Raw genomic sequence first — 26,379 nt, forward strand, 5'->3', positions numbered from 1 at the left:
CGCCACATCCTGTGGCCCGCCCGGGGGCACCGGTCCGGGCGAGCCGACGGGGGCGCGACCGCTCGCGCGTAACGGCGAGAAATTCCCTGCCCGGAAACCGTCACGATCATGGCGCCGCCGGCCTCTAGAGGAGCAAAGAAGGCCGGGCGAAGACCACTCGGCCGATCCTCCGGGAGGTGAATCCATGAACGACGGGACATTGATCGACGCGATTCTCGTCGCGATTATTGCCGACATATCAACAGCAACGCTCTGGTTTTACGCGAAACGAATGTTGCGAGGTTCTCGCTTCCGTCCGCGTACGCGGCGTTTTCGCAGCATCCTGGACAAGGAGGAGGAGCGACGGCATGTCTGACATCGAAAGGAACGGCCGACCGGTCGAGGAACTACTGCGCCGCCACCGGCCGTACATCGCCAAGATCTGCAACGAGATCCTCGTCGATCGCCACGACGCCGACGAGGCCATCCAGCAAACGATGGTCACGCTTTTCCAGCATTTCCGCACACCGGGCGAACTAGGCAAAATCCAGGACATCACGGCATATATCGCGAAGGCTGCTAAAAACGCCAGCCTCAAGTACCGCGAATCGAGACACCGCAAGTCGGTCGCCGAATACCGCGAAGACGACCTGTCCGTCCTCGACCGCCCGGCTCCGGACGACCCGTTGGAGACGTTCCTGGACACCGACTTCACCAGGACGCTGGACGAGGCACTGGCCGCGCTTCCCGAGCCGTTCGAGCAGGCCGCCCGTTCCGTGATCGAGTACGACGTCCTCGGGCCGCTCGCGCCGCTGACCGACAAGGAGCGGAAGGAACGCTCCAGGGGCCGTCCCCGCATCAGAGCGTCCGCGCACGTCGTCATGCGCGGGCGGCCCGGCGCGCAGCCGTCCGCCTGTCCCGGCCTGGAGAGTGCCGTCCAGACCGCGCACGAGGGCCGGCGCGCGGGCCGCATCAGTCGCACGCACCTGAACGCGGTCGTCACGCATCTCGGCACCTGCCCGGTCTGCGCGAAGGCGGAATGGGACCCGCTCGCCCGAACGCTCCGCGGCGCTCCGTTCCTGCTCGGTCCCGAGCTCGTCGACCAGATCCGCGACACCCTCGAACTGGTCAGCGCCGAGACGGCCACCCGCCCTGCCAGGGTGCCGAGATCCCGCCCTGCCAGGGTGCCGAGATCCCGCCCTGCCAGGGTGCCGAGGTCCCGCCGTCCCCGGCCGCCGCGTGGGCCTGCCCATACGGGGCGGGCGCTCACGGCGTGGACGCTGGTGTTCCTACTCGGTGCTCTGCTGCTCGCGGTCCGGCCGCAGACCTTGGAGCTGGCCTCCGAACTGGTTCCCGCGCTGGCGCGCGACCCGTACGTGGGGGCGGCGGGCCCCTCGGGGGGCAACGACTCCCGGCAGGAGGGCCGGCCCCGGCGCGACGACGACGCCGGAGGCGGCGAGGAGGGCGGCGACCGCACCGGGCGGCGGGACCACGACCCCGGCCGCCAGGCGGCGACGTCCGATGCCGACCGGCACGGGGACGGCGAGGACACCACCGACGCCCCACGGCTCACCCAGCCGGACCAGGGGACGCCCCCCGGACAGGAGTCGGGCCCGGAGGTCGAGACCTATCCCGAGGCGGAGACCGAGGAGGAACATGGCCCCAAGGCCCCCGAGGCGGAGACCGCACCCGAGCAGGAGTCGGGCTCCGGGCAGGACTCGGGCTCCGGGCAGGGCGCGACCTCGGAGCAGCAGCAAGCGCAGACCCCGGCCGACCAGCAGCAGCATCCCGTCGTCGTGCAGCCGGTGCAGCCGGTGCAGCCGGTGCAGCCGGTGCAGCCGCAACCCGTGCCCGCGACGCCCCTCCACACTCTGACCGTGCGGCTCACCGGCTACGGCGCCCACCTGAAGGCGACCGCCGACGGCAAGAGCCTCGGCATCTGCGAGCAGCCCGGCAACACCGATCACGACTGCTCGTGGCAGGTGGCCGAGGGCGCCGAGGTCACGCTGCAGGCGGCGGACGACCTGGCCGAATGGCGCCAGGGCCCCTGCGGCGGGCAGTCGAAGTCCTGCGCGTTCACGATGGGCGGTCCCCGGACGGTGGTGATGTACCTCTACGTCCCCGGGTGATCCACGAGCCCGTACGGGCTCGGCGGCGCATCACGAGCGACCGGACATGACTGGTGATTTCCTGACCGACCGGGCATTCTCCGGTTGGACAGCGCGACACAACAGGCACGGCTTCCCAGGGAGTGGCCCATGCACGTCGTCGTCACCGGTGCGCACGGCAAGGTCGGACGGGCCGCCACCCGGGTGCTGCTCGACGCCGGTCACGAGGTGACCGCAGTCGACGTCGGCCGGCCGGTGTTCGAACGGCCCGAGCCCGGCGCCCCGCACTACTTCCAGGCCGACCTGACCGACGCGGGGCAGGCGTACGCGGCCGTCCGGGGCGCCGACGCGGTCGTGCACGCCGCCGCGATCCCCGACCCGACCGGCAACGCCCCGCACGTGGTCTTCCAGAACAACCTGATGTCCACCTTCAACGTGCTGGAGGCCGCCATCAGGTTCGGCGTCCCCCGCTTCGTGAACATCTCCAGCGAGGCCGTGACCGGCTTCTTCTTCGCCGACCGGCCCTGTCTCCCCGACTACGCGCCGGTGGACGAGGACCACCCGATCCGGCCGCAGGACCCGTACGCCATCGCGAAGCACTTCGGCGAGCAGCTCATGGACGCGGCCGTGCGCCGCGCCGACATCCGGTGCCTGTCGCTGCGGCCGAGCTGGGTGCAGCACGAGGGCAACTACGAGCGCAACCTCGGCCCGCTGGTCCGCGACGCGTCCGAGCAGGCCGCCGGGCTGTGGAGCTACATCGACGTCCATGACCTGGCCGACGCCATCGTGCTGGCGGCGGAGTCCGACCTGCCGGGCCACGAGGTGCTCTACATCGCCTCGCCGGACAACGCCGGCGGGCACGACTTCGCCACGGTGCTGCGGCAGCGGTACGGCGACCGGATCGAGCTGCGCCCCCTCTCCCGCCCCGACGCCTCCGGCATCTCCTGCGCGAAGGCGGCGCGCCTGCTCGGCTGGCGTCCGAAACGCTCGTGGCGCGACTACCTCGACGCGAACGGCCGCTCGCTGCCGAGATAGTCGCGGCGGCGGGCGGCCGTTCATAGCCGAGGTAGGCCGACGTCAGAGCCGGGTGATGCGGACGGCGTCGGCGATGACGTAGCCGGTGGCCGAGGTCCAGCGGCTGACTCCGACCACGTCGTAGGTGCCCGCGGCGAGGGTGAAGGTGCCGAGGGAGCGCCACTGGCCGCCGTTGGAGCGCTGGTCGACGTTGATCGTCTGGTTGCCGCCACTGGCCGCCACGATGTACGGCACGGCGCTGTTGTAGCCGGCGTTGGCCGGATGCCAGATCTCCACCCGGTAGCTGCCCGCGCTGGGGATGGCCGTCCTGAACCAGGCGGGGTCGCTGGCGGCGACGGGGTCGGCGAAGCGGTAGTCGGAGCCGTACAACTGCGTGGAGTAGGTGGAGGTGCCCCACCCGGACCCGGCGGTGAAGCCGGTGCCGGCGTTGTCCACGATCACGCTGAACCCGGTGCCGGAGCCGGTCGCGGGCTTGCCGGCGCTCGCCGCGCTCTCCTGGTGGGTCCGGTTGAGCGCGGTCACGTAGTAGGTGTAGGGGGCGGTGGCCGAGGCGGTGGTGTCGGTGAAGGTGGTCTGCCGGGTGGTGCCGACGAGGTTGCGGGCGTCGGCGAAGAAGCAGGGATCGGCCGCGCCGGGGGTGCCGTCCACGCGGTAGACCGCGTAGGAGGTGGCCGAGCCCTGCCAGGCGAGCGCGACGCCGCTCGACCCGCGGGTGGCCGAGGTGATCGAGGGCGCGGCCGGCGCGGCGGCCGAGCCGCGGGCCGGAAGCAGGGACCGCCGGGTGTAGTGGGCGTTCGCCAGGGTGGTGAACGAGCTGATCCGGTCGGCCCTGACGTCCTTGGCGCTGAAGTAGACGTCGCCGGACACTTCGGGATGCCCCCGGTTGACGGTCAGGTGGTCGCTCAGCTCGGCGGGGTCCTGCCAGGCGGCGTCCTGCCCGGAGGCGCCCGCCCGGTAGGCGGCCTGGCCGATGATCAGCTGGACCCCGGTGCCGCGCACCACTTCGGACCACCAGGCGGTGAGCACCGCGTAGTCGGCCGTGCCGAACCCGATGTGCCAGTAGAGCTGCGGCGCGAGGTAGTCGACCCAGCCCTGCTTCACCCAGCGCCTGCTGTCGGCGTAGATCGCGTCGTAGGACTGCAGGCCCGAGGTGGCCGAGCCGAGCGGGTCGGTGGAGGCGTTGCGCCAGATGCCGAACGGGCTGATGCCGAAGGAGACCCAGGACTTGGCGGCGTGGATGCGCTGGTCCAGCTCCTTGATGAGCAGGTTGACGTTCTCGCGCCGCCAGGCGCCGATGTTGGCGAAGCCGCTCCCGTACTGGGCGTAGGTGGCGGAGTCGGGGATGGCCTGGCCGCTCACCGGATAGGGGTAGAAGTAGTCGTCGAGGTGCACGCCGTCGAGGTCGTACCTGGTGACGGCGTCCATGATGGCGTCCTCGATGAAGTCGCGGACAGCGGGGATGCCGGGGTTGTAGAAGAGCTTGCCGCCGTAGGCGAAGCGCCATTCGGGGCGCTGCCGGGCGGGGTGGCTCGCCACCAGCTTGCTGGGGTCGTCGTGGTTGGCGATCCGGTACGGGTTGAACCACGCGTGGAGTTCGAGGTTGCGGGCGTGGGCCTCGCTGACCATGAAGGCGAGCGGGTCGTAGCCGGGGTTGCCGCCCTGGGTGCCGGTCAGCCACTGCGACCACGGCTCGTACGAGGACGGCCAGAACGCGTCGGCCGTCGGCCTGACCTGCACCATGACGGCGTTCATCCGCTTCTGCACGGCAAGATCGAGCCAGGAGCGGAACTCCGCCTGCTGGGCCGCCACGCTGAGGCCGGTGCGGCTCGGCCAGTCGATGTTGGCGACGGAGGAGATCCACATCGCACGGAGCTGCCGTTTCGGCTTCGCGGGGTCGGTGGCGCAGGCCGCCGACACGGCGGCCGGGGTGGTCAGGGTGGCCGCGGCCGAGGGGGCGGGCGCGACGGCGCAGAGGAGTGCGGCGGTGAGGGCCGCCAGGACGACGCGCGGGACGGCGCCCGCGATGGTCTCGACGAGCCGCCTTGACCGGCTCCCGCGATGCATGGTCACGAAGAGAAGTTTCACTACTGACCCTTCGTGGCGCAATAGTTTTCACGCGATCCGGGGGCCCAACTTCACTTCCGGGACACACTGGACACCTGCGAGTCCTACACCCACCTTCACAGTCTGTCCGCGCGGGCGAAAAGTTTCTTCCAACTCCCCAGTAATGTCAATTATCGACATTTGTCAGCGAACTCACCTAATGTGCAAGCCGTTGCCCCCCAACGAGGAGCTCCCCATGGCATTCGCCCGCACGCGATTAGCAGCTCTCGTCGCCACCGCCCTCACGGCCCTCCTGGTCACCGGCGCCCCGCCCGCCCTGGCCGCCAAGGAGGCGCCCCTGCCCGCCGCCTTCGACCGGGCCGCCGCCGAACACGACGTTCCGCGTGACCTGCTCGTCGCGCTCGGCTACGCCGAGACCCACCTGGACGGCCACGAGGGCAAGCCCAGCGCCAGCAACGGCTACGGCCTCATGCACCTGGTCAGCAACCCCACCTCGCACACGCTCGAGAAGGCCGCCGAGCTCACCAAGCTGCCGGTGGCCGAGCTGCGCTCCGACGACGAGGCCAACATCCTCGGCGGCGCCGCGGTCCTGCGCGCCTACGCCGACGAGCTGGGCCTCGACGAGGCCGCCAGGAAGGACGCCGGCCGCTGGTACCAGGCCGTCGCCAAGTACGGCAACGCCTCCTCCCCCGAACTCGCCCGCCTGTACGCCGACGCCGTCTACGAGCTGCTGGGCCTCGGCCTGGAGGCGCGCGGCGTGACGGTCAAGGCGCAGGAGGTCACCGCCGACCGGGGCGCCTACGCCAAGGCCCGCGACCTGAACGCGCAGGCCGAGGTGCAGAGCACCGACTACCCGCCCGCGGCCTGGGTCGCGGCCAGCTCCAGCAACTACACCGTGTCCAGCCGCGAGTCGAGCTACGCCATCGACCGGGTGGTCATCCACGTCACCCAGGGCTCGTACGCGGGCACCATCTCCTGGTTCCAGAACCCGAGCGCCCAGGTGTCGGCGCACTACGTGATCAAGTCGTCCAACGGCGCCGTCACCCAGATGGTGCGCGACAAGGACGTCGCCTGGCACGCCGGCAACTGGAACTACAACACCCGGTCCATCGGCATCGAGCACGAGGGCTTCGTCAGCGACGCCTCCTGGTTCACCGACGCGATGTACCGGGCCTCGGCCGCGCTGACCCGCTACATGTGCGACAAGTACGGCATCCCGAAGGACCGCACCCACATCATCGGCCACAACCAGGTGCCCGGAGCCACGCACACCGACCCGGGCTCGCACTGGAACTGGACCACGTACATGAACTACGTGACCGGTGGCGGCACCACGCCGCCGACGTGGACGACCACGATCGACAACGCCACGGCCGGCCAGTTCACCGCCAGCGCCAACTGGGGCACCTCCTCCTACTCCAGCCAGCGCAACGGCGCGGACTACCGCTTCGCCACCCCGGTGACCAGCAGTGACGGGGCCTGGTTCCAGGCCGACATCCCGAGCGCCGGCACCTACAAGATCGAGGTCTGGTATCCGGCGGACGCCGGATACAACAGCTCGGCGCCGTACATCGTGGCGGCGTCCGGCGGCAACCAGACCGTCTACGTCGACCAGAGATCGGGCGGCGGAGCCTGGCGCACCATCGGCTCGTTCTCGCTCAACGCGGGCACGCAGAACGTCGTGGGCGTCAGCCGGTGGACCGCCGGCACCGGCTACGTCATCGCGGACGCGGTGCGCATCAGCCGGTAACGCGATCGGTCCCCCCGAACGCGTCCACCCGAATCCGTCCACCCGACTCCGTTCGTCCAAGACAGTCCCATCCGAGACCGTCCCCTCCGAATCCGTTCATCACGGCATCCATACGGCCCGCACCCTTTTCCGGCGCGGGCCGTATGACGTGGGCTTTCTCTTTCCCGGTTAATGCGCCATGCCCCGGCGTACGGAATTCAACATCAACTTTGCCCTTTGCAGGTAGAAGCGGAGCATGTTAGATGGGGTTGCAGGGCGTCTCGACTGTCGCGATCACCGCGCTGACCTCGCATTCGCTGTCGGCGCACGGTTGATCATGCTCCGGCGGAGAGGACCGGGTACATGGCGCTGATTCTCGACGGGGTCCGCCTCCGGCGGCGCGGAGAGATTTGGCTCGACGACATCTCCCTCGAATTATCGAGCGGAATGACCATGCTCGTCGGGCCCATGGCAGCGGGAAAGACGACACTCATGCGGGTCGTCGCCGGGCTGCTCCCGCCCGACGCCGGCCGGGTCACGGTCAACGGGGCCGACGTCACCTCCGTCCCGGTGCGCAAGAGGTCCGTCGCCTTCGTCTACCAGCAGTTCATCAACTACCCCTCACTGTCGGTGTACGAGAACATCGCCTCCCCGCTGCGCCTGGCCCGCGACCTGTCCCGGGCGGGCATCGACCGGCGGGTGCGCGAGGTCGCCGAGCTCATGGGCCTCGGCGAGCTGCTCGACCGCAGGCCCGCGGAGCTGTCCGGCGGCCAGCAGCAGCGCACCGCGATCGCCCGCGCGCTGGCCCGGCCCGTCGACGTGCTGCTGCTGGACGAGCCACTGGCCAACCTCGACTTCAAGCTCCGCGAGCAGCTACGGGCCGACCTCAGGACCATGTTCCAGGGCTCGTCCAGCGTGGTCCTCTACTCCACGGCCGACCCCACCGAGGCGCTGACCTTCGCCGCGCCGACGGTCGTGCTCGGCGAGGGCCGAGTGCGGCACGTCGGCGAGGTCGCCGAGATGTACGCCCGGCCTCCGACGCTGGCGGTCGCCGCGGCGCTCAGCGACCCGCCGCTCAACGTGCTGCCAGGAGTCGTGCGCGACGGCCGGGTGGAGTGCCTCGGCACCTCCTTCCCCGCGCCGCACGCTCATCGCCCCGCCCACTCCCCTGTCCAGGACGTCACCCAGGAGGCCGCCCAGGACGTCGTCCTGGGCGTGCGTCCGCACCACGTCACGATCGGCGAGGGCGGGCCGGGCACGCTCGCGTTCCCGGCCGAGATCCGGCTCGCGGAGGTGACGGGCAGCGCCACGTTCCTGCACCTCCTGCTGACCGGGCGGCGGCATCTGGTCGCCCAGCTGCCGGGCACCCAGCTGTTCGTCCCCGGCGAGTCGACCACCGCCTTCGTCGACCCGGCGCACCTGTTCGTCTTCGACGAGAACAGTGGCCGCCTGCTCGCCGCCTCCGCCGCCTCCACCGCCTCCACCGCCTCCACCGCCTCCACCGCTGCGGAGGTCGACCCGCATGGCTGACATCCGCCTCGAAGGCGTGGGCCACAGCTACGACGGCGGCCGCACCTGGGCCCTGAAGCCGATGACCTGGACCTGGCGGAGCGGCAGGGCGTACGCGCTGCTCGGCCCGAGCGGGTGCGGCAAGACGACGCTGCTGAACATCATCTCGGGCCTGCTCACGCCGACGACGGGCCGCATCTGGTTCGACGACCGCGAGATGACGGCCGTGCCCACCGCCGGCCGCGACATCGCGCAGGTCTTCCAGTTCCCCGTCCTGTACGAGGAGATGTCGGTCTACGACAACCTCGCCTTCCCGCTGCGCAACCGGAAGTACCCGAAGGCGGAGGTCGACCGCCGGGTCCGCCAGGTGTCCGGGATGCTCGGGCTGGACGACCACCTGCGCCGCAGGTCACGGCGGCTGGATCCGGGGCGGCAGCAGATCGTCAGCCTGGGCCGCGGACTGGTCAGGTCAGGCGTGGCCGCGGTGCTCCTGGACGAGCCGCTCACCGTGGTCGACCCGGCCATGAAGTGGACGCTGCGCAGCACGCTCAAGGAGATCCACCGCGACACCGGGCACACCTTCGTCTACGTCACCCACGACCAGACCGAGGCGCTGACGTTCGCCGACGAGGTGGTCGTCGTCAAGGACGGCGAGATCGTGCAGGCCGGCGAGCCGACCGAGCTGTTCCTGTCGCCGGCGCACGAGTTCGTCGGCCACTTCATCGGCTCGCCCGGCATGAACGTGCTGCCGGCCGAGGTCTCCGACGGCGTGGTCTCGGTCGGGCGGGCGGCCGTCGGGCGGGCGGTGGGCGACCTGCCGCCCGGTCCCGTGCGGATCGGGATCCGGCCGGAGTTCGCCGTGCTGGACTCGGCCGGGTCCACGCCGGGAGTGGCCGGCCGGGTGACCGGCGTGGACCGCATGGGCTCGTACGACCTCGTGCACGTCCTGGTGAACGGCCACGACGGACCCCCGCCGGCCGAGCGGGACGGCCAGACCGGCCAGACCGGCCAGACCGGCCAGACCGGCCAGACCAGGCAGGACGGGCAGGACAGGCAGGGCGGGCGGGCCGGGCAGGGCGGGCGGGCCGGGCAGGGCGGGCGGGTCGGGCACTCGCTGGTCGTGAAGACGGACGCCGGCACCCGGTTCGAGCCGGGCGACGCCGGGTTCGTGCGGTTCGCCGCCGACCGGGCGTACCTGTTCCGCGACGCCGTCAGGTGCGGCACGGTCGCCGCCCTGAACGGAGCGCCGGGCGAGCCGGAGGCACATGCACCGGAGGACCGGGTGAGCAGGAGCGGCGAGGCGTGAGCGGGAGGGGTGAGAGTTGACCGACCAGACCACCGCCGTCACGGGCGGGCGGGCGCACGGCCGGGCGGGCGGCCAGGCGGGCGGCGGAGCCGCCGAGCCGCGCGACGAGCCCGACCGGCGGGCGGACGCCAAGCCCAGGAACAACCGGGCCTGGCTGCTCGTGCTGCCGGTCGTCGTGTCCGTGACGTTCACGGCGCTGATCCCGCTGATGACCGTCGTCAACTACTCGGTGCAGGACATCTTCAGCCCGAACGACCGGATCTTCGTCGGGCTGGAGTGGTTCCGCGCCGTGACGCGCGACCCGGAGATCCGCGCCGCGTTCCTGCGCACGCTGCTGTTCTCGGCGCAGGTGCTGCTGGTCGAGATCCCGCTGGGGGTGGCGATCGCGGTCGCGATGCCGCGCCGCGGGTTCTGGGTGTCGGTGGCCCTGGTCGTCGTCGCGCTGCCGCTGCTCATCCCCTGGAACGTGGTCGGCACCATCTGGCAGATCTTCGCCCGCGCCGACATCGGGCTCGGCGGCTGGACGATCAACCACGTGCTGGGCATCGACTTCAACTACACGCTGGACTCCACCGACGCCTGGCTCACCGTGCTGATCATGGACGTGTGGCACTGGACGCCGCTGGTGGCGCTGCTCGCCTACGCCGCGCTGCGGTCGATCCCCGACCCCTACTTCCAGGCCGCGCAGATCGACGGCGCCTCGGCGTGGGCCACGTTCCGCCGCATCCAGCTGCCCCGGCTGCGCGGGGTGCTGACGATCGCGATCCTGCTGAGGTTCATGGACAGCTTCATGATCTACACCGAGCCGTTCGTGGTGACCGGTGGCGGGCCCGGCAACGCCACGTCGTTCCTCAGCGTCCTGCTGTCGAAGATCGCCGTCGGTCAGTTCGACCTGGGGCCGGCGGGCGCCTTCTCGTTGCTCTACTTCCTCATCGTGCAGATCGTCTCGTACGTCTTCTTCACCGTGCTGACCAGGACCGGGAGGTGAGCGGGATGGCCGGAGGGCAGGTCGCGACGGCCAGGCGGGCCCGGCGGCAGCTTCCCTGGGCGCGTACCGTCTTCTGGCTCTACGCGGCCACGCTGATGCTGCCGCTGCTGTGGATGTTCGGCATGTCCATCCGCCCGAACGAGGACATCCTGGGCAGCTTCTCGCTCATCCCGCAGCGGGCGACCCTGGACAACTACCAGACCTTCTTCACCGACCCGGCGTGGTACTCCAGCTACCTCAACTCGATCATCTACACCTCGATGAACGCCGTCATGTCGCTGATCGTGGCGATCCCGGCGGCCTACGCGTTCTCCAGGTTCAGGTTCGCCGGGGACAAGCACCTGTTCTTCTGGCTGCTGACCAACCGGATGGCCCCGCCGGCCGTGTTCCTGCTGCCGTTCTTCCAGATCTACCAGAGCGTCGGGCTGTTCGACACACACCTCGGCGTGGCCATCGCGCACATGCTGTTCAACGTGCCGCTCGCGGTCTGGATCCTGGAGGGGTTCATGTCCGGGATCCCACGCGAGATCGACGAGACGGCCGCGATCGACGGCTACTCCCTGCCCCGCTTCTTCATCAAGATCTTCCTGCCGATGATCCGCTCCGCCATCGGGGTCACCGCGTTCTTCTGCTTCATGTTCAGCTGGGTCGAACTGCTCATCGCCCGCACCATCACCTCGGTCAACGCCAAGCCGATCGCCGCCACCATGACGCGCACCGTGAGCGCGGCGGGCGTCGACTGGGGGCTGCTCGCGGCGGCCGGCGTGCTGACGATCATCCCGGGCGCGGTCGTCATCTGGTTCGTACGCAACTACGTGGCCAAGGGCTTCGCGCTGGGGAGGGTCTGACGATGCCCGACTGGATGGTCTGGACGCCTCCCACGGCCCTGGTGTTCACCGGCCTCGCCCTGCTGCTCTGCGTCATGGCGGTATGGGCCCGGTTCTCCCCGCCCGTCGCGCGGCGGGGCTTTCTGCGCATCGAGACCGATCGGGGGGACCGGCTCTACATCGGCCTCATCAGTGCGGCCGTCGTGCTCGCGGGGTGGATCGCCGTCACCGACCTGTCCATGTGGCTCGCACTGGCGTGCGCGCTGCTGGTGGCGGTGGTCATCGGTATCTGGGGTTGACACAGGAGGGACCCGAACATGCCGTTCCACAGGAAAGTCCCACGACGACGGGCGACGGCCACCGCGGCCGCGCTGGTCCTGCTCGCGGCCGCCTGTTCGCAGGGCGAGGGCGCCGGTCAGAGCGACTACACCGAGGCCGGCGGCAAGGCCGCCGCGCAGAAGTGGGTCTCCCAGGAGTTCACGCCGAGCACCCTGTCCAAGGATCAGCAGCTCGCCGAGATGGACTGGTTCATCAAGGCCGCCGCGCCGTACCGGGGCATGGAGATCAACGTGGTGTCCGAGACGATCACCACGCACGAGTACGAGTCACGGCAGCTCGCCAAGGCGTTCACCGAGATCACCGGCATCAGGATCAAGCACGACCTGATCCAGGAAGGTGACGTCATCGAGAAGTTGCAGACCCAGATCCAGGGCGACCAGAACATCTACGACGCCTACGTCAACGACTCCGACCTGATCGGCACCCATTCGCGCGGTGACTACGTGCTGCCGCTGTCCGACTACATGGCCGGGGAGGGCAAGGCCGTCACCTCCCCCACGCTCGACCTGGACGACTTCATCGGCATCAGCTTCACCACCGGGCCGGACCGGAAGCTCTACCAGCTGCCCGACCAGCAGTTCGCGAACCTCTATTGGTTCCGCTACGACTGGTTCACCGACCCGGACATCAAGAAGCAGTTCAAGGACGCCTACGGCTACGACCTGGGCGTGCCGGTCAACTGGGCGGCCTACGAGGACATCGCCGACTTCTTCACCAACAAGGTCAACGGCAACGGCACCGTCGACGGCAAGAAGGTCTACGGCCACATGGACTACGGCCGCAAGGACCCGTCGCTGGGCTGGCGGTTCACCGACTCGTGGCTGTCCATGGCGGGCAACGGCGACGCCGGCATCCCCAACGGGCTGCCGGTGGACGACTGGGGCATCCGGGTGGAGAACTGCCGCCCGGTCGGCTCGTCGGTGACCCGCGGCGGCGACACCAACGGCCCGGCGGCGGTCTACGCGCTCACGAAGTACGTCGACTGGCTGAAGAAGTACGCCCCGAAGGAGGCCGCGGGCATGAACTTCAGCGAGGCCGGCCCGGTCCCCGCCCAGGGCCACATCGCCCAGCAGGTCTTCTGGTACACGTCGTTCACCGCCGACATGACCAAACCCGGATTGTCGGTCGTCAACGACGATGGCACGCCCAAGTGGCGCATCGCCCCGAGCCCGCACGGCGCGTACTGGAAGGACGGCAACAAGCTCGGCTACCAGGACGCCGGCTCGTGGACGCTGCTGAAGAACACGCCGAAGGAGCGCCGGGCCGCCGCCTGGCTGTACGCGCAGTTCGTGACGTCCAAGACGGTCTCGCTGAAGAAGTCGATCGCCGGCCTGACCTTCATCCGCGACTCCGACATCAGGAGCGACTACTTCGCCGACAACGCCAAGAAGTACGGCGGCCTGATCGAGTTCTACGGCTCACCGGCCCGCAAGCAGTGGACCCCGACCGGCACCAACGTGCCCGACTACCCGAAACTGGCCCAGCTGTGGTGGCAGAACGTCGCCACCGCCGTCACCGGTGAGACCACTGCCCAGCAGTCGATGGACAACCTCGCCAAGCAGCAGGACGACATCCTGTCCCGGCTGGAACGCCGCGGCTACGGCGGCGCCTGCGCGCCGAAGCTGAACCCGGAGCAGTCCGCCCAGCACTGGCTGGACCAGCCGGGCGCCCCGGTGCCGAAGCTCGCGGACGAGCGCGGCAAGCCGGAGACGCTCGACTACGACAAGCTGATCGCCCAGTGGAAGTCGGGCGACTGAGTCACCCGCCGCTGCGGACGATGGCCAGCGGGCATGGCGCATGCTGCAACATGGCGTTGCTGACTGAGCCGAGCACCATGCCCGCCAGCACGCCGTGCCCGTGGGAGCCGACGACCAGCAGGGCGGCGCCCTCGGCGGCCTGACGCAGCACCTCGACCGGATGGCCCTGCACGACCTCCTCGATCACGGTCACGCCGGGGTGGCGCTCGCTCCGGCCGGCCACCTTCTCCTTGAGCAGGTCGAGCTCGCCGCCGACCGAGGTCGGCTCCGGCACGTCCGGCCAGGTGCGGGCGTGCACGGCGCGCAGCCGCGCCCCGCGCATCGACGCCTCGGCGAAGGCGAAGTCGAGGGCGCGCTCACCGGCGGCCGAGCCGTCGACGCCGACGACCACCTCGGGGCGCGGGGACGGAGGCAGCTCGCGCACGACCACGACGTCGCAGGGCGCGTGCCCGGCCACCCCGTAGGCGACCGAACCGACCAGCATCCCGCGCACGCCGCCCAGCCCGTGGTTGCCGACCACCAGCAGCTCGGCGTCGGCCGCCGCCTTGATGAGGGCCGTGCGGGGATCTCCGGGCAGCAGCGTCGTCTCGACGCTCACCTTGGGCGCCTCCCTGTGGACCCGCTCCTCCCCCGAGGCCAGCACCGTCATGCCACCCTCACGCATCCACCGGGCCACCTCGGCGAAGCGGCCCTCACGCGTGTCGACGGCCCACGCGGCGATGGCGTGCGCCACGGTCAGCGGCACCTCGCGCAGCGCCGCCTCCCTCGCGGCCCATCCGGCGGCCTCCAGCCCGGCCCGGGACCCGTCCACTCCGACAACGATCACGATATTTCTCCCATCACGCCACAACCTCGCCGTTTAATCCCACCATCCTCCCAGCCGCCGGTTCACACCCGAGGCGAACGTCCCTCAAGACCCGGTCGAAGGCCCTTTTCCCGAGCACCCGACGGAACGGACTCAAGGCGATCGAGCGGTATGCGCGCCGGTGCCCGCCCCGTCACCGACGGGGCGGGCACCGGGCCTCGGGTCAGCGGAGGTCGAACTCGCGGAGCGTGGTCTGCTTGACGCGGTTGCCGGCCGCGTCCCACGCCTCGACCTTCAGGCTCACCGCGCCCTTGGTGGCGCGGTAGGCCGGGTACGTGGCGCCGGCGGTGTAGACGCCGTCACGGCCCCGCTTGAGATCGGCGGGCTTCCAGGTGGCGCCGTCGTCGGTGCTCGTCCAGAGCTTGACGCCCGCGATGGCGGGCATCTTCGCGGACGAGGGGCCGTGGTAGGCCTCCAGCTGGAAGGTGTGCCTGCGGCCGGCGGCCACCTTGTTCTCGATGGACAGGCTGCCACCGAGGTCGTAGCTGACGTACACGGCGGGAGTGGTCCGGCAGTGCTCGATCGGGCCGTCGATCCACCAGGCATAGCAGTTGAGACCGGGCTTCGCGTGGTCCTCGCCCGGCGGGGTGGTGAACGTCCACTCGACGTGCTGCAGGTCGTTCGCGGCCGTCAGCCGGTAGCCGCCCTCGCCCTCCGGCAGCGGGTAGCGCGGCAGCGTGGTGAACGGGTCGACGGGGGCGTTCGGGATCTCCTTGCCGTCGCGGTACAGGTGGATCTCGTAGCGCGGCCGGAGGTCCCCGAAGGCCGTGCCGTCGTCACGCCGCTCCCCGACCCCGCTGACCATCGACGGGGTCACCCAGAGGTTGCCGTCGTGCACGCAGATCGCGCACGGCACCCCGACCACCAGGCTCTGGAGCGGCGCGGCCTTCGGATCGGCGAGCTTGAACACCTTGTCGGAGGCCGTGGCGGCACCGGGTGTGCTCGGGGTGGCGAACCACCGCTGCGACGTGCTCCCCGGCTTGTCGAAGACGTCGACGCGGTAACGGCTCTCCTCGATCTCCGCGGCCCGGTCCGGCGTGACCAGGGCCGACATGCCCGTGGAGTGCACGATCGTGGGGTCGAGCGGCCACACCCACTGCGACCTGCGTTGCGGCAGCGGGAGAGCCCAGTTCACGGCGTCCGTGCCGGTGCCCAGATAGGTGACGTCGTCGGTACGCCACGTGCTCCGCGAGATCGAGGCCTTCGTGTACGACCCGGCGGGCACCTCGAAGTCGACGCGGTGCAGCTGGCGTTCGGTGACCTTGTAGTGCATGGAGTCCGGGATGCGGCCGTCCGCGTACGGCCGGAACACGTACGAGTACGGGGTGATCGGCGTGCCCTCCACCCGGATGGTGACCGGGCCCCGGCCGACCGCCTCGCGCACCTTCATGCCCTCGGCGTACGACACGTACGCGACGGGGACGTTGACCGGCAGCAGCGGTCCGCTGAACGGCTTCTGCGTGATGGCCAGCGGGATCGGGCAGCTGGCCCGCTGCTCGTTGAAGGCGAGGACTCCGGCGGCGCCGGCGTCCCTGATCGGCCCGACGCGCTCGATCTGGAGGCCGCACTCGTACCCCATGACCCCCTGGGCCGGCTCGGAGTCGATCAGGACGAGCGCGCCGCGCAGGTCCTTGCCCGCGAGGTCCTCGGGACGGCCCTTGCCGGCGTCGACGACCCGCAGGTCCCGCGTGCCCTCGAAGGGGACGTAGCCGGGGTGGAGCTCCGCGCGGTCGAGGACGTGAACCCTGGAGACCGGGTTCAGGGTCGTGCGCTTCGGCGTGCGCATGGTCATGGTGACCTCGGGCACCCCGAGCTCCCACTGCCCGGTGAAGCGGAACTTGCCCTTGGTCACCTTCTTCGTCGGCAGCGCCCACGTCTTCTCCCAGGCCCCGGCGGGCGGCGCGTTGAGCAGGGTGCCGCCGTAGATCTGGCCGTTGGGGAGGGTCCGCTGGAAGAAGACCTCGTAGAAGTTGTTCAGCGGCTCGGCGGTCTTCGGCGCGGTGAAGCGGATCCGCGTCGCCTTGCGGGCGTCGAGGGTGATCTCGGTGTCGCCGGTGATGGTGAGCTCGGGGTCGAACAGCCAGCCGCGGTTGGCGCGGTCGTCGCCGTCCACCCAGTCGAGCACCTGCAGCAGGCTGACGGTGCCCGCCGGCACCCGGGTCACGATCACGCCCGTGTCGTGCACGTGGTGCGGGCCGAGCTCCCCCTTGGTCCCCTCGACGTCGACGAGGCTCATGGCCGTCGGGGTGCGCGGCTTGCCGTCCCGGTCGAGGGTGCGGACGGTGAGGTCGAACGTGGGCACGTCGCGCACCGCGCCCACGGGCGTGGTGAGGCGCGCTCCTTCGGCCTCGGCGACCACGGCCCCGCTGTACCTGCCCAGCTCCAGCCCGGACGGGTCGAGGGTGACGGTCGTCGCGGCCGTGCCGCCCGCCGGGACGGTCAGCGTCGCGTCGGCGACGCTCAGCTTCGCCCCGCCGCTCATCGTTGCCTTGAGGGCGAGCGTGACCGGCTGGTCACCCAGGTTCGTGTACAAGACCTCGCCGGTCTTCGGCCCATCGGACTCTTCGAGCCGGCCGAAGTCGACGCCGCCGCCGGCGGTGAAGACCTGCTGGCCGGTCGCCCGGTCCAGGTCCAGCCGCCCGGCGCCCTGCTCGTACACGGTGAAGCCGTCGTCCTTGGCGGTGGACATCAGCGCGGCCTTGAGCTGCCGGGCCTTCCAGTCCGGGTGCCGCTGCGCCATGATCGCGACGGCGCCGGCGACGTGCGGCGTGGCCATCGAGGTGCCGTTGGCGCTCGTGTAGTGCTCGTCGACGGGGGCGCCCATGGCGGTGCCCGCCGCCCGTGCGGCCGCGATGGCCACGCCGGGAGCCGCGATGTCCGGCTTGAGCCCCGAGTCCCCGACGCGCGGGCCGCGGCTGGAGAATCCGGCGAGCTGGTCGCTCTTGTCGACCGCGGCCACGGTCAGCGCCGCGTCCGCCGCGCCGGGGGTGCTCACGGTCTCGTCCGCGCCGAGGTTGCCCGCGGCGATCACGAACAGGGCGCCGGTCTCCGCGGTCAGGTCGTTGACGGCCTGGCTGAGCGGGTCGGTGCCGTCCGTGGGCGCGCCGCCGAGGCTCATGCTGACGGTCCTGGCGCCGCTGCGGGCGGCCCACTCCATGCCCTCGATGATCCACGACTCCTGGCCCGAGCCCTGGTCGTCGAGGACCTTGCCGACGACGAGCCGCGCGCCGGGGGCGACGCCCTTGTGCCTGCCACCCGAGGCCGCGCCGGTGCCGGCGATGGTGGAGGCGACGTGGGTGCCGTGGCCGTGCCCGTCCTTGACGGTCTGGCCGGGGACGAACGACCTGCTGTCGGCGATCTTCCCGTTCAGGTCGGGGTGGGCGGTGTCGGCGCCGGTGTCCAGGACGGCGACCTTCACGCCGGTCCCGTCGTGGCCTCGCGCCCAGGCCTGGGGCGCGCCGACCAGCGGCACGCTCTCGGACAGGTCCGCCTTGACCTTGGCGTCCAGCCAGATCTTGGCGATGCCGCCGCGCAACGTGCCAGGCGGGGCCAGGCCCTGCCTGGCGTTCGGCTGCTCGCGTACGGCCGCCCAGAAGGCGCCCGTCTCCGCCTTGGCGACGTCGAGGGCGGAGGCGTTGATGCTCTCCAGCGTCTGGGTGGGCTCGCTGGCGGGGATGGCCGCGGCCGAGCTCTTGACCGACGCCTCGGCCTGGTCCTTCGGATACTGGACGATGACCGGCAGCCGCTTGGTCACGTCGTCGGCGTAGCCGTTCTCGGCCAGATACCTGACGTCGAACAATCGCTTGTCGAGCAGCCCCGCCTGGATGGCGGAGACCGCGTCGTCCGGGAGCACGAACACGCCGTCAGGAGCGAACTGGGTGAACAGGCTGACGCGGCGGCCCGTCTCCCGGGTGCCGGGGGCGGTCTCCACCCGATACTTGCCGGCCTCGGACCGGCTCAGCCGCACCCTGTCACCGGTGATCAGCGTGATGTCGACCTTGCCGGCGCGCACGCCCGACAGGGTGACGGTCTGTGCCTGGGCCTGCGAGGTGGCGGCGGGAGTGGGCGTGGTCCGCTCGGCTTCGGCGGCTGACGCCGGCGTGGCGGCCAGTGCTGTGGCCAGCATCGTGCCGGCGGTCAGCAGCAGGCCTGCGCGGCGTGCCAACGGGGGGCGGGGCAGTGCCATGGTGGCCTTTCTGAAGGGGGATGTCAGGCGGGCTCGAAGCCATCAGGAGGCAGGAGCGGCTCCGATGGCTCTTCCGGGCGGTCTTCCGGGCCGGCTCGGCCCGAGTCCTGGTGAGCTGATTCGGCTGAGGTTTCGGACATGCCGCAAGTCTCGCCACCGTCAGAGGAAGGGGGTATGGGGATACCAATGGGGAAAAATCCCCAATCTGGGATTCAGCTCCCGGGGAGGCGGCGGGCGAGCTCCGTCCGCGACCGCGCGCCGACCTTGCGCATGGCCGCGCTCACGTGCTTGTCCACCGTCTTCGGTGACAGGAACAGCTCTTTGGCGATCTCCTGGTTGGTCAGCCCCTCAGCCGCCAGCCGAGCCACCTGCTCCTGGCGGGCCGACAACGCCTGGTCATTCCCGTTCTGCGCGGGCGCGGGCGGGCGGACCCCCCACCGGCGGCCGAGCCCCGCGGCGCGATCCAGGTCCCAGCGCGCGTGCAGGCGGCCGTACAGCATGACGGCCCGGCCCAGGTGGGTGACGGCTGCGGGATCGTCCAGGGTGAAGAGGCAGGCGGCGGCGTGCTCGCCGGCCTGTGCGGCCTCGTACAGTGCCGGGACCTGCTCGTACGCCTCGGCCGCGGCGGCGAACTCCCGCGCGGCCTCCTCCCGGCGTCCCTCGGCGGCGGCCAGCAGGCCACGGGCGTGGCCGAGAGCCGGTCCGGCCAGCGGCGCGTCGAGCCCGGCCAGCCGTGAGGCGTACCTCTCGATCACGTCCGCGGCCTCCACGGGACGACCGGCCGACAGCAGAGCCTCGGTCAGGGCGGGCAGGGCGCGGACCGCCACCGGCCACAGGCCACTCGCCTCCCAGTGGGAGACCGCTTCGGCGGCCGTCGCGATCGCCGGCTCCGGCTCGCCCCGGGTGGTGGCCAGCCTGAGCAGCATGGTGACGGGCAGGACCAGATCGTCGAACTGCCCGCGCGACTGGGCTGTGGCGATCGCGTCCAGCAGGGGCGGCAGCGCCGCCTCCTGGCGGCCGAGCACCGCTCCCAGGCAGGCGGCCACGATGGTGACCAGGACGCGCTCGTGCGGTTCGTCGCCGAAATGGTCGCGCAGCTCCTCCAGCCGCTCGGCCAGCCCGTCCCAGGAGCCGTCGAAGTAGTCGGCGGCCGCCAGGTTCACCAGGCAACGGAGCTCCAGCCGCCCGCGGAGATCAGGCTCGGCCCCGTCCTCGATCGCCGCGGTCAGCAGGCGGCGGGCCCTGCGGTGGTGCCCGCTGAACAGGGCCGCGCCGCCGATCGACCGGTAGGCGTTGACCTCACGGCGCGACAGCCCGCGCCCGCCGGTCTCCCGGACCAGGTCCTCCGACAGCTCGGCCCACCGAGGGTCGCCGATCACCACGAAGATCATGGCGATCTTGCCGAGCACCAGCATCCGCATGGCGGGATCGCCGACGGCGGGCAACGTCGCGAGCGCCCTCTCCAGCCAGGCTTTACTCTCGCCGGACGGCAGGTCGTTGGGCGGGCGGCCCACCCCGACCATGGCCCAGGCGGCCAGCCCCGGCTCCCCGGCCAGGTCATCGACCGCCTGGGCGAAGGCGTCCCCGATGCGGGCGATGTCCGTCCGGGTGCGCTCCAGGTGCAGGGCGAGCAGCAAGCGGAGCTGGCCGCGGAGCGGGCGCGGCACGTTCCGCTCCGCCGCGGCCTGGTCCAGCGCGCCGCTGATGAGGTCGGCGACGGGGGGCGGGCGCAGCAGTTCCAGGGCGGCCCAGCCCAGCTTGACCGTGAGCTCGGCCCGCCGTGCCGCCCGCAGCTCGGTGTTCCGCAGCACGTCCTCCAGCAGGCGGGCGGCCTCGGCGTCGTCGCCCAGCCTGGACGCCTGGTCGGCCGCCTCGATGGCGGTCTCCACCCACTGTTCGGCCCGTCCCGCGTGCCGCAGGTGGTGGGCCAGCCGGCCCAGCGGAACCGGCCGCAGCCTCCGCACGGCGTCCGCGGCGGCGGCGTGCAGCGCCTGGCGGCGGCCGGGCGGGATCGCCTCGTAGACCGCCTGGGCCGCCAGCACGTGCCGGAACCCCACCGCACCGTCCGTCTCGGCGAACAGCCCCGAGCCGAGCACCTCGTCGATCGCCCCGGGGTCGGCGTCGGCGAGCACCTCGACGGGCACGGGCGTCCGCAGCACGGCGGCCCGTTCCGCGGCCTCCTTGGCCCTGTCGGAGAGCTGCGCGACCCGCTCGCGCACCGTGACGCGGACGCCGCTCGGCACGTCCAGCTCGTTGAGCGCGCGCCGCGCCCACCCACCCTCCCACTTGATGAGCGCCCCCCGCCCGCGCAGCAGCGCCAGCAGCTCCTGCACGGCGAGCGGCAGCCCGGACGCCCGCGCGCAGAGGTGCTCGGCGAACTCGGCCGTCACATGGTCGGCCTCAAGGATCGCCGACGCCATGATCTGCGTCTGGGCGGCGTCGAGCGGCGGCAGCACCAGGTGCGCGACGCCGATCGCGTCAGTGGTCCGCGCGGTGATCGCCCGCACCGCCGCCGGCGCCTCCTCGCCCCGGTACGTCAGAACCACGCGAAGCGCGCCGGGCAGCACGGACATCAGGTACGTGAGGAACTCGATCGTCTGCTCGTCCGCCCAGTGCAGGTCCTCCACGACCAGGACGGCGGGGCCGAACGCGGCCATGACCTCGGCCAGGGCGCGGAAGATCCGGTGCCGCTCGGCCGCCCGGTCGTCGGGCAGCCGGGGCTTCTCCGGCAGCACCCCGGCGAGCTCGGGCAGCAGGTCGCGCAGGGCTCCCGCGACGGGCGTCAGCTCCGCCCCCGCCAGATCGGTCGCGCGTCCGCGCAGTGCCTCGACGATCGGCCCGAGCGGGAACGGCTCCCTGATCTGCACACACGCCCCGCGCAGCACCCGCATCCCCGCCACGGCCGGGTCACCCAGCAGCTCGGCGGCCAGGCGTGACTTCCCGATGCCGGCCTCGCCCTCGATGACCGCCACGGAGGGCGCGGTGGCCATGAGAGCCACGAGCCGGGCGAGCTCCTTCTCCCGCCCCACCAGAACCGGAGAGATCACTGGGCCCACATGCACCCGATCATTCAACTGCACGCCCTTTCACATATCAAACGTCCCGTTTCGGCGCGGGCGAGAGCCGGGGGCCACAGGTCGCGTGAGCCCGGCGTGACCTGTCGGTGCGGTCTTCTAAGCTGCGAAGCCGTACAGGGATGATGGGATTCTTGCCGTGGAAGCCTCGGTCGAGCAGCTCGTGTACGTCCGCGAGGACGAATACACCGTCGCCCGGATGACCGACGAGCAGGGGGCCGGGTTCGTCGCCACCGGGCGGGCGCTGGCCGGGGTGCAGCCCGGGGAGACGCTCCGGCTCACCGGCGAGTGGGGTGAGCACGCGCGTCACGGCCGCCGCTTCCAGGTGGCGACCTGCGAGCGGGTCGTCCCGTCGACGGTCCGGGCCATCCAGCTCTACCTCGGCTCGGGCCTGATCCGGGGGATCGGCCCGCGCCTCGCGCAGGCCATCGTCTCCCACTTCGGCGACAGCACGCTCACCGTCATCGACACCGAGCCGGGGCGGCTCACCGAGGTCGTCAACATCGGCCCGGCCCGGCAGGCGCAGATCGTCGAGGCGTGGCGGGAGCAGAAGGAGATCGCCGCGCTGATGGTGGTCCTCCAGGGCTACGGCATCAGCCCGCTGCTCGCGGCCAAGATCTACCAGGTCTACGGCTCCGACTCGGCCGGCATCCTCAAGTCGGACCCCTACCAGCTCATCGGCCAGGTCAGAGGCATCGCCTTCCACACCGCCGACCGGATCGCGCTGCGGTCGGGCGTGTCCGAGCGCAGCCCGCAACGGATCAGGGCGGCGATCCTCGACCGGCTGGAGTCGGCGGCGGCGAGCGGCGGCCACTGCTACCTGTCGATGACCGCGCTGCTCACGCAGACCGCCGAGCTCATCGACCAGGACCAGGACCTGCTACGCCCGGTGATCGACGCCCTCACGGCCGAGCGGCGGATCGTCGTGGAGGCGGCCCCTGACCAGGTGGTCGTCTACTCCAAGGAGTTGCACAGCCGCGAGGTCAAGCTGGCCGAGCAGCTGGCCCGGCTCTGGCAGGCCCGCTCGACGCTGCCGATGCGCGACTTCCGCGAGGACCCCGACCTGCACGACGACCAGCGCGCGGCCGTGACCATGGCGTTGACCAGCACCGTCTCCGTGCTCACCGGCGGGCCGGGCTGCGGCAAGAGCCACACGGTGCGGGCGATCGCGGCCACGGCGCGGGCGATGGGCGGCAGGGTGACGCTGGCCGCGCCGACCGGCAAGGCGGCCAAGCGCCTGTCGGAGCTCACCGGCCTGCAGGCGATGACCGTGCACCGGATGCTGGCGCACGAGCCCGACCCCGACGCCCTGTTCGACCAGGTGCCCGCGCAGGCCGACCTGATCGTGGTCGACGAGGCGTCCATGCTCGACCTGCACCTGGCCACCCGGCTCTGCTCGGCGGTCCCCTCGGGCAGCCACCTGCTGCTCGTCGGCGACAGCGACCAGCTCCCGAGCATCGGCCCCGGCAGCGTGCTCTCCGACCTGCTGCGGGCCGAGGAGATCCCACGCGTCCGCCTGACGCACGTCTTCCGCCAGGCGGACGGCAGCGGCATCGTCCGCAACGCGCACCGCATCCGGTCCGGGGAGTTGCCCGCGATCCCGGGCGGCGGCGGCTTCTGGTTCGAGGAGGTCGACACCCCCGAGGCCGTCGCCGAGCGGGTCGTCCACCTGGCGACCGTGGCGATCCCGCGCAAGCAGCGGGTGGACCCCGGCCAGGTGCAGGTGCTGTGCCCGATGCGCAGGGGCGCGGCCGGCACCGCCGAGCTGGGCCGCATGATCCAGGAACGCCTCAACCCGGCCCGCGACGGTCAGCCGGAGCACTGGTCGGGCGCCTCGGTCTTCCGCGTCGGCGACCGGGTGATGCCCATCCGCAACAACTACGACAAGGGCGTCTTCAACGGCGAGACCGGCACGGTCACCCGGATCGACCAGGAGCAGCGCCAGGTCGAGCTCGTCATCGACGACGGCGACCCGGTCACCTACGGCTTCGACGAGCTCGACGACCTCACCCACGCCTACGCCATCAGCGTGCACCGCTCGCAGGGCAGCGAATACCCGTTCGTGGTGGCGCCCATCGTCGCCGAGGCGGGCGGCATCATGCTGCGCCGCAGGCTCCTCTACACCCTCGTCACCCGGGCCCGCTCGTGGGTCGTGCTCGTCGGCGACCGCAGGGCCCTGGAGCTCGCGGTCGCCCGCCTCGGCCGCCCCCGCAACACCATGCTCACCCGCCGCCTGACGCAGACCCTCCAGTGACCTCTCTCAGGTCGCGCAGGTAGCCGTGCACGTGGGGATGGGAGCCAACCCTGACGAGATTCGTCCAGGTGGAGCCGCTGGCGGGCGCTCGCGCCCAGCCCAGCGAGACGATCGTCATCGCCCGCCGACGAAGGTCCGCTCAGGAGGAGAGGCGAGGAGTTCGACCATGGTGCCTGGGCGGAGTTCCTCGCCCAGGACCGATGTGATCGCGTCGGTGAGGGCGGCGCCGAGGCGGGCAGTGATCTCGGCCGCGTCAGGGCGTTCGAACACACCTGACCGGACACCCAGCGTGACCGAAGCGCCGGTGTCCACGGGCACGCCTCCCTGGGCGAAGCGGCCCGCGGGAACGCCGGACAGCCGGATGCTCACCAGCGGCCGCGCCCACTCACCGTAGACGCCGACGATCGCTTCGGTCAGGGCGGTCACGAGCTCGGGCTCGTTGCCCGCTAGCCTGGTGTCTGGAAGATGGGCGGTCAGATGCGGCACAGTGGACCTCATTTTCTTTGACCTTAAAGGCTTTGACCTTAAAGGCTTTGAGCTTAAAGATACCGGTGAAGGGTTGCTGATGTCCACCGAGGCGGGTGGTATCACCGTCAACGAGGCCGTCCGCACGCTGCTGTTGCTCATGCCTCGGCTCGTCGGCCGTGCCAAACGCCTGCCGATTCCGCCGGAGCTGCGAGACCTCGACCTGGCGCCCCGGCACCTGGCCCTGCTGGCCCACTTGGAATATGACGGCCCCGCCAGCGTGAACGAGCTCGCCGATCGGCTAGAGGTGGCGCCCACGACCGTCAGCCTCATGGTCAGCGAACTGGTGCGGCCACGCGTTCTGGAGCGGACCGCCGACCCCGCCGACCGTCGCCGCCGCATCATCGCCATCACCCCGGCCTACGCCGAACCGATCCGCGCCTGGCTGTCCGGCAGCGCCACCGCCTGGGAACACGTCATGAACGACCTGTCACCCGCCGAACGCGCGACCGTCGTCACCGCACTCCGCTCCTTCGAGGCCGCGCTGGAACGCCGCGACCCGCAACCGAACGAACCACGAAGCTGACCGGCCGCCCGGTCCCGCCCATAGCGCCAGACAGTGGCGGCCGACCAAGACGCGGGATTGGTCGAGGCCCAGCACCCATGGACGGGAGCGGGCGTCAGACGACGGGCCACGGCTGCGGCGCCCGACCCGCACTGTGCCGGCAAGTGACGGCTTCAGCTACGGCGACAAACCGCCAAAGACGGGAAACAGGCGCTTCAGCATCGGCGAGAAGAACGACGACGAAGCCGAGCCCGCCCTACGGCGGGCAAGCCGAGCGGCCGGACACCGTGAAGCGGAGGCGGGTGGGCGTTCCGGCCGACTTAAGACCGTGCCAGGTACCCCCGCGCCCGAAACAACGCCGAAGGCGAAAAACACCAGACCCCGGGCAATCGCGGTCGGCCGGAACGCCCACCCGCCTCCGCGGCCGGCACCGCAACAAGACCGCCAGACAGCACCACAACACGAGCCTCCGCGGCCGGCACCGCGACAAAGCTCACCGCCCTACGCGGCCGGCACCGCGACACGAAGCCCGGCACAGTTGCCCGCCAAGGGCACTCACCTACCCGGGCCGGCAACCGGCCCAGCCTCCCGAGCGGCGGCGGCCGCACTGGACGACTTCAGCATCCGCAGAGCCCCCTTCGACAACGACACCAGCACATCCACGGCCTCCTCCAGGTCGGGATACCGCCCCTCCAGATGCCCGAGGGCCAACGCGTTGGTGGCGGCGTTGATGCCTTCGGCGATCATCTCCAGCCGCCGCCGGTCACGCTCGTTGTCGGCGGTGTAGCCGAGGGCCGCGAGGTCGGCCGCGTGGTGGTCGCGGTAGGCGAGTGAGGCCTCCTTGGCGAACTCGTGCATGGACGAGGAGGGGTCGTGCCGGGCGCGGTGCAGGATGCGCAGCAGCTCGGGGTGGCGGCAGATGGCTTCGAGCGGGATGCGGAAGGTGTCGCGCTGGTGCTCGGTGACGTCGGGCGCCTCGCGGGCCCGGCGCCGCGCCTCCCGCATGGACCGGCGCAGCCGGTCACCGCCCTCGTCGCCGAGCACCCGCAGCAGATCTTGCTTGTCCCTGAAGTGCACGTAGAAACTGGACTGGGCGATGCCCGCGGCCTTGGCGACCTTGACGGTCGTCAGCCCTGTCTCGCCTTCGGTGTCGAGGATGGCCAGCGCCGCGCGGATCAGTCTGCGCCGGGTCAGGTCCTTGGCCTCGCTCCTGCTGAGCGGTGTGCTGCTCACGGGCCACCTCCCTCTTGCTTGTCGCCGATAACAGTATCGCCGAGCGTCCCTGGATAACGATCGCTACTGGACACTTGTGAGTTTCCTCACCGATAG

18 protein-coding genes are annotated in these 26,379 nt (G+C 71.1%); 12 read left to right on the top strand and 6 right to left on the bottom strand.

All coding sequences use genetic code 11. The annotated features are described in order from the left end of the window. Positions 1-184: 184 nt before the first annotated feature. The 3 genes from IEY82_RS14615 (at position 185) to IEY82_RS14625 (ending at position 3,122) form a co-directional block, all read left to right on the top strand. Complete coding sequence (locus IEY82_RS14615) at positions 185-355, top strand: hypothetical protein (RefSeq protein WP_189124652.1); 171 nt, start codon at positions 185-187, stop codon at positions 353-355. Continuing rightward, positions 348-2,108: an RNA polymerase sigma factor gene (locus IEY82_RS14620; protein ID WP_189124653.1), complete on the top strand. Its 1,761-nt coding sequence runs from the start codon at positions 348-350 to the stop codon at positions 2,106-2,108. The genes IEY82_RS14615 and IEY82_RS14620 overlap by 8 nt, the downstream gene beginning before the upstream one ends. A gap of 129 nt (positions 2,109-2,237) precedes the next feature. Then, positions 2,238-3,122, top strand: coding sequence for an NAD-dependent epimerase/dehydratase family protein (locus tag IEY82_RS14625; protein WP_189124654.1), 885 nt, complete (start codon positions 2,238-2,240; stop codon positions 3,120-3,122). Positions 3,123-3,164: 42 nt separating this feature from the next. Here IEY82_RS14625 and IEY82_RS14630 read toward each other — a convergent pair whose 3' ends face one another. After that, complete coding sequence (locus IEY82_RS14630; RefSeq protein ID WP_189124794.1) at positions 3,165-5,186, bottom strand: family 10 glycosylhydrolase; 2,022 nt, start codon at positions 5,184-5,186, stop codon at positions 3,165-3,167. A gap of 235 nt (positions 5,187-5,421) precedes the next feature. Here IEY82_RS14630 and IEY82_RS14635 point away from each other — a divergent pair, with 235 nt between their 5' ends. The 7 genes from IEY82_RS14635 (at position 5,422) to IEY82_RS14665 (ending at position 13,641) form a co-directional block, all read left to right on the top strand. Next, positions 5,422-6,936, top strand: coding sequence for a golvesin C-terminal-like domain-containing protein (locus IEY82_RS14635; protein ID WP_189124655.1), 1,515 nt, complete (start codon positions 5,422-5,424; stop codon positions 6,934-6,936). A 342-nt stretch (positions 6,937-7,278) separates the two neighbouring features. Next, positions 7,279-8,445, top strand: a complete 1,167-nt coding sequence (locus IEY82_RS14640) for an ABC transporter ATP-binding protein (RefSeq protein WP_189124656.1) — start codon at positions 7,279-7,281, stop codon at positions 8,443-8,445. Continuing rightward, positions 8,438-9,730, top strand: coding sequence for an ABC transporter ATP-binding protein (locus IEY82_RS14645; protein WP_225262755.1), 1,293 nt, complete (start codon positions 8,438-8,440; stop codon positions 9,728-9,730). Before IEY82_RS14640 ends, IEY82_RS14645 begins: the two co-directional genes overlap by 8 nt. Before the next feature lie 16 nt (positions 9,731-9,746). After that, complete coding sequence (locus tag IEY82_RS14650; protein ID WP_225262752.1) at positions 9,747-10,718, top strand: carbohydrate ABC transporter permease; 972 nt, start codon at positions 9,747-9,749, stop codon at positions 10,716-10,718. 5 nt (positions 10,719-10,723) lie between these two features. Next, a complete protein-coding gene (locus IEY82_RS14655; RefSeq protein ID WP_189124657.1) occupies positions 10,724-11,566 on the top strand; it encodes a carbohydrate ABC transporter permease in 843 nt (280 codons plus the stop codon). Between the two features lie 2 nt (positions 11,567-11,568). Further along, entirely contained in the window at positions 11,569-11,844 is a 276-nt protein-coding gene (locus tag IEY82_RS14660; protein ID WP_189124658.1) for a DUF2160 domain-containing protein, read from the top strand. 18 nt (positions 11,845-11,862) lie between these two features. Then, a complete protein-coding gene (locus IEY82_RS14665; RefSeq protein WP_189124659.1) occupies positions 11,863-13,641 on the top strand; it encodes an ABC transporter substrate-binding protein in 1,779 nt (592 codons plus the stop codon). A 1-nt stretch (position 13,642) separates the two neighbouring features. Here IEY82_RS14665 and IEY82_RS14670 read toward each other — a convergent pair whose 3' ends face one another. The 3 genes from IEY82_RS14670 to IEY82_RS14680 all read right to left on the bottom strand — a co-directional run bounded on the left by IEY82_RS14670 (position 13,643) and on the right by IEY82_RS14680 (position 21,739). Next, positions 13,643-14,467, bottom strand: coding sequence for a universal stress protein (locus tag IEY82_RS14670; RefSeq protein ID WP_189124660.1), 825 nt, complete (start codon positions 14,465-14,467; stop codon positions 13,643-13,645). A gap of 202 nt (positions 14,468-14,669) precedes the next feature. After that, entirely contained in the window at positions 14,670-18,692 is a 4,023-nt protein-coding gene (locus IEY82_RS14675) for a S8 family serine peptidase (RefSeq protein ID WP_189124661.1), read from the bottom strand. Between the two features lie 212 nt (positions 18,693-18,904). Further along, positions 18,905-21,739 carry a helix-turn-helix transcriptional regulator gene (locus IEY82_RS14680; RefSeq protein WP_225262750.1) on the bottom strand — a complete coding sequence of 945 codons (2,835 nt, stop codon included), beginning with the start codon at positions 21,737-21,739 and terminating at the stop codon, positions 18,905-18,907. A 166-nt stretch (positions 21,740-21,905) separates the two neighbouring features. On the opposite strand from IEY82_RS14680, the gene recD2 reads away from it, so the two are divergent. After that, positions 21,906-24,020, top strand: a complete 2,115-nt coding sequence (gene recD2 / locus IEY82_RS14685) for an SF1B family DNA helicase RecD2 (protein WP_225262748.1) — start codon at positions 21,906-21,908, stop codon at positions 24,018-24,020. Between the two features lie 114 nt (positions 24,021-24,134). Here the strand turns inward: recD2 and IEY82_RS14690 are convergent, their stop codons facing one another. Beyond that, entirely contained in the window at positions 24,135-24,518 is a 384-nt protein-coding gene (locus IEY82_RS14690) for a tautomerase family protein (RefSeq protein ID WP_225262745.1), read from the bottom strand. On the opposite strand from IEY82_RS14690, the gene IEY82_RS14695 reads away from it, so the two are divergent. Further along, positions 24,508-25,071 carry a MarR family winged helix-turn-helix transcriptional regulator gene (locus IEY82_RS14695; protein ID WP_225262744.1) on the top strand — a complete coding sequence of 188 codons (564 nt, stop codon included), beginning with the start codon at positions 24,508-24,510 and terminating at the stop codon, positions 25,069-25,071. The genes IEY82_RS14690 and IEY82_RS14695 overlap by 11 nt on opposite strands. Before the next feature lie 534 nt (positions 25,072-25,605). On the opposite strand, the gene IEY82_RS14700 is transcribed toward IEY82_RS14695, so the two are convergent. Then, on the bottom strand, positions 25,606-26,283 hold the full coding sequence (locus IEY82_RS14700) for a TetR family transcriptional regulator (RefSeq protein WP_189124663.1): 678 nt from the start codon (positions 26,281-26,283) through the stop codon (positions 25,606-25,608). Positions 26,284-26,379: the final 96 nt, after the last annotated feature.

The organism is Nonomuraea cavernae (assembly GCF_014646355.1).
Taxonomy (GTDB): Bacteria; Actinomycetota; Actinomycetes; order Streptosporangiales; family Streptosporangiaceae; genus Nonomuraea; species Nonomuraea cavernae.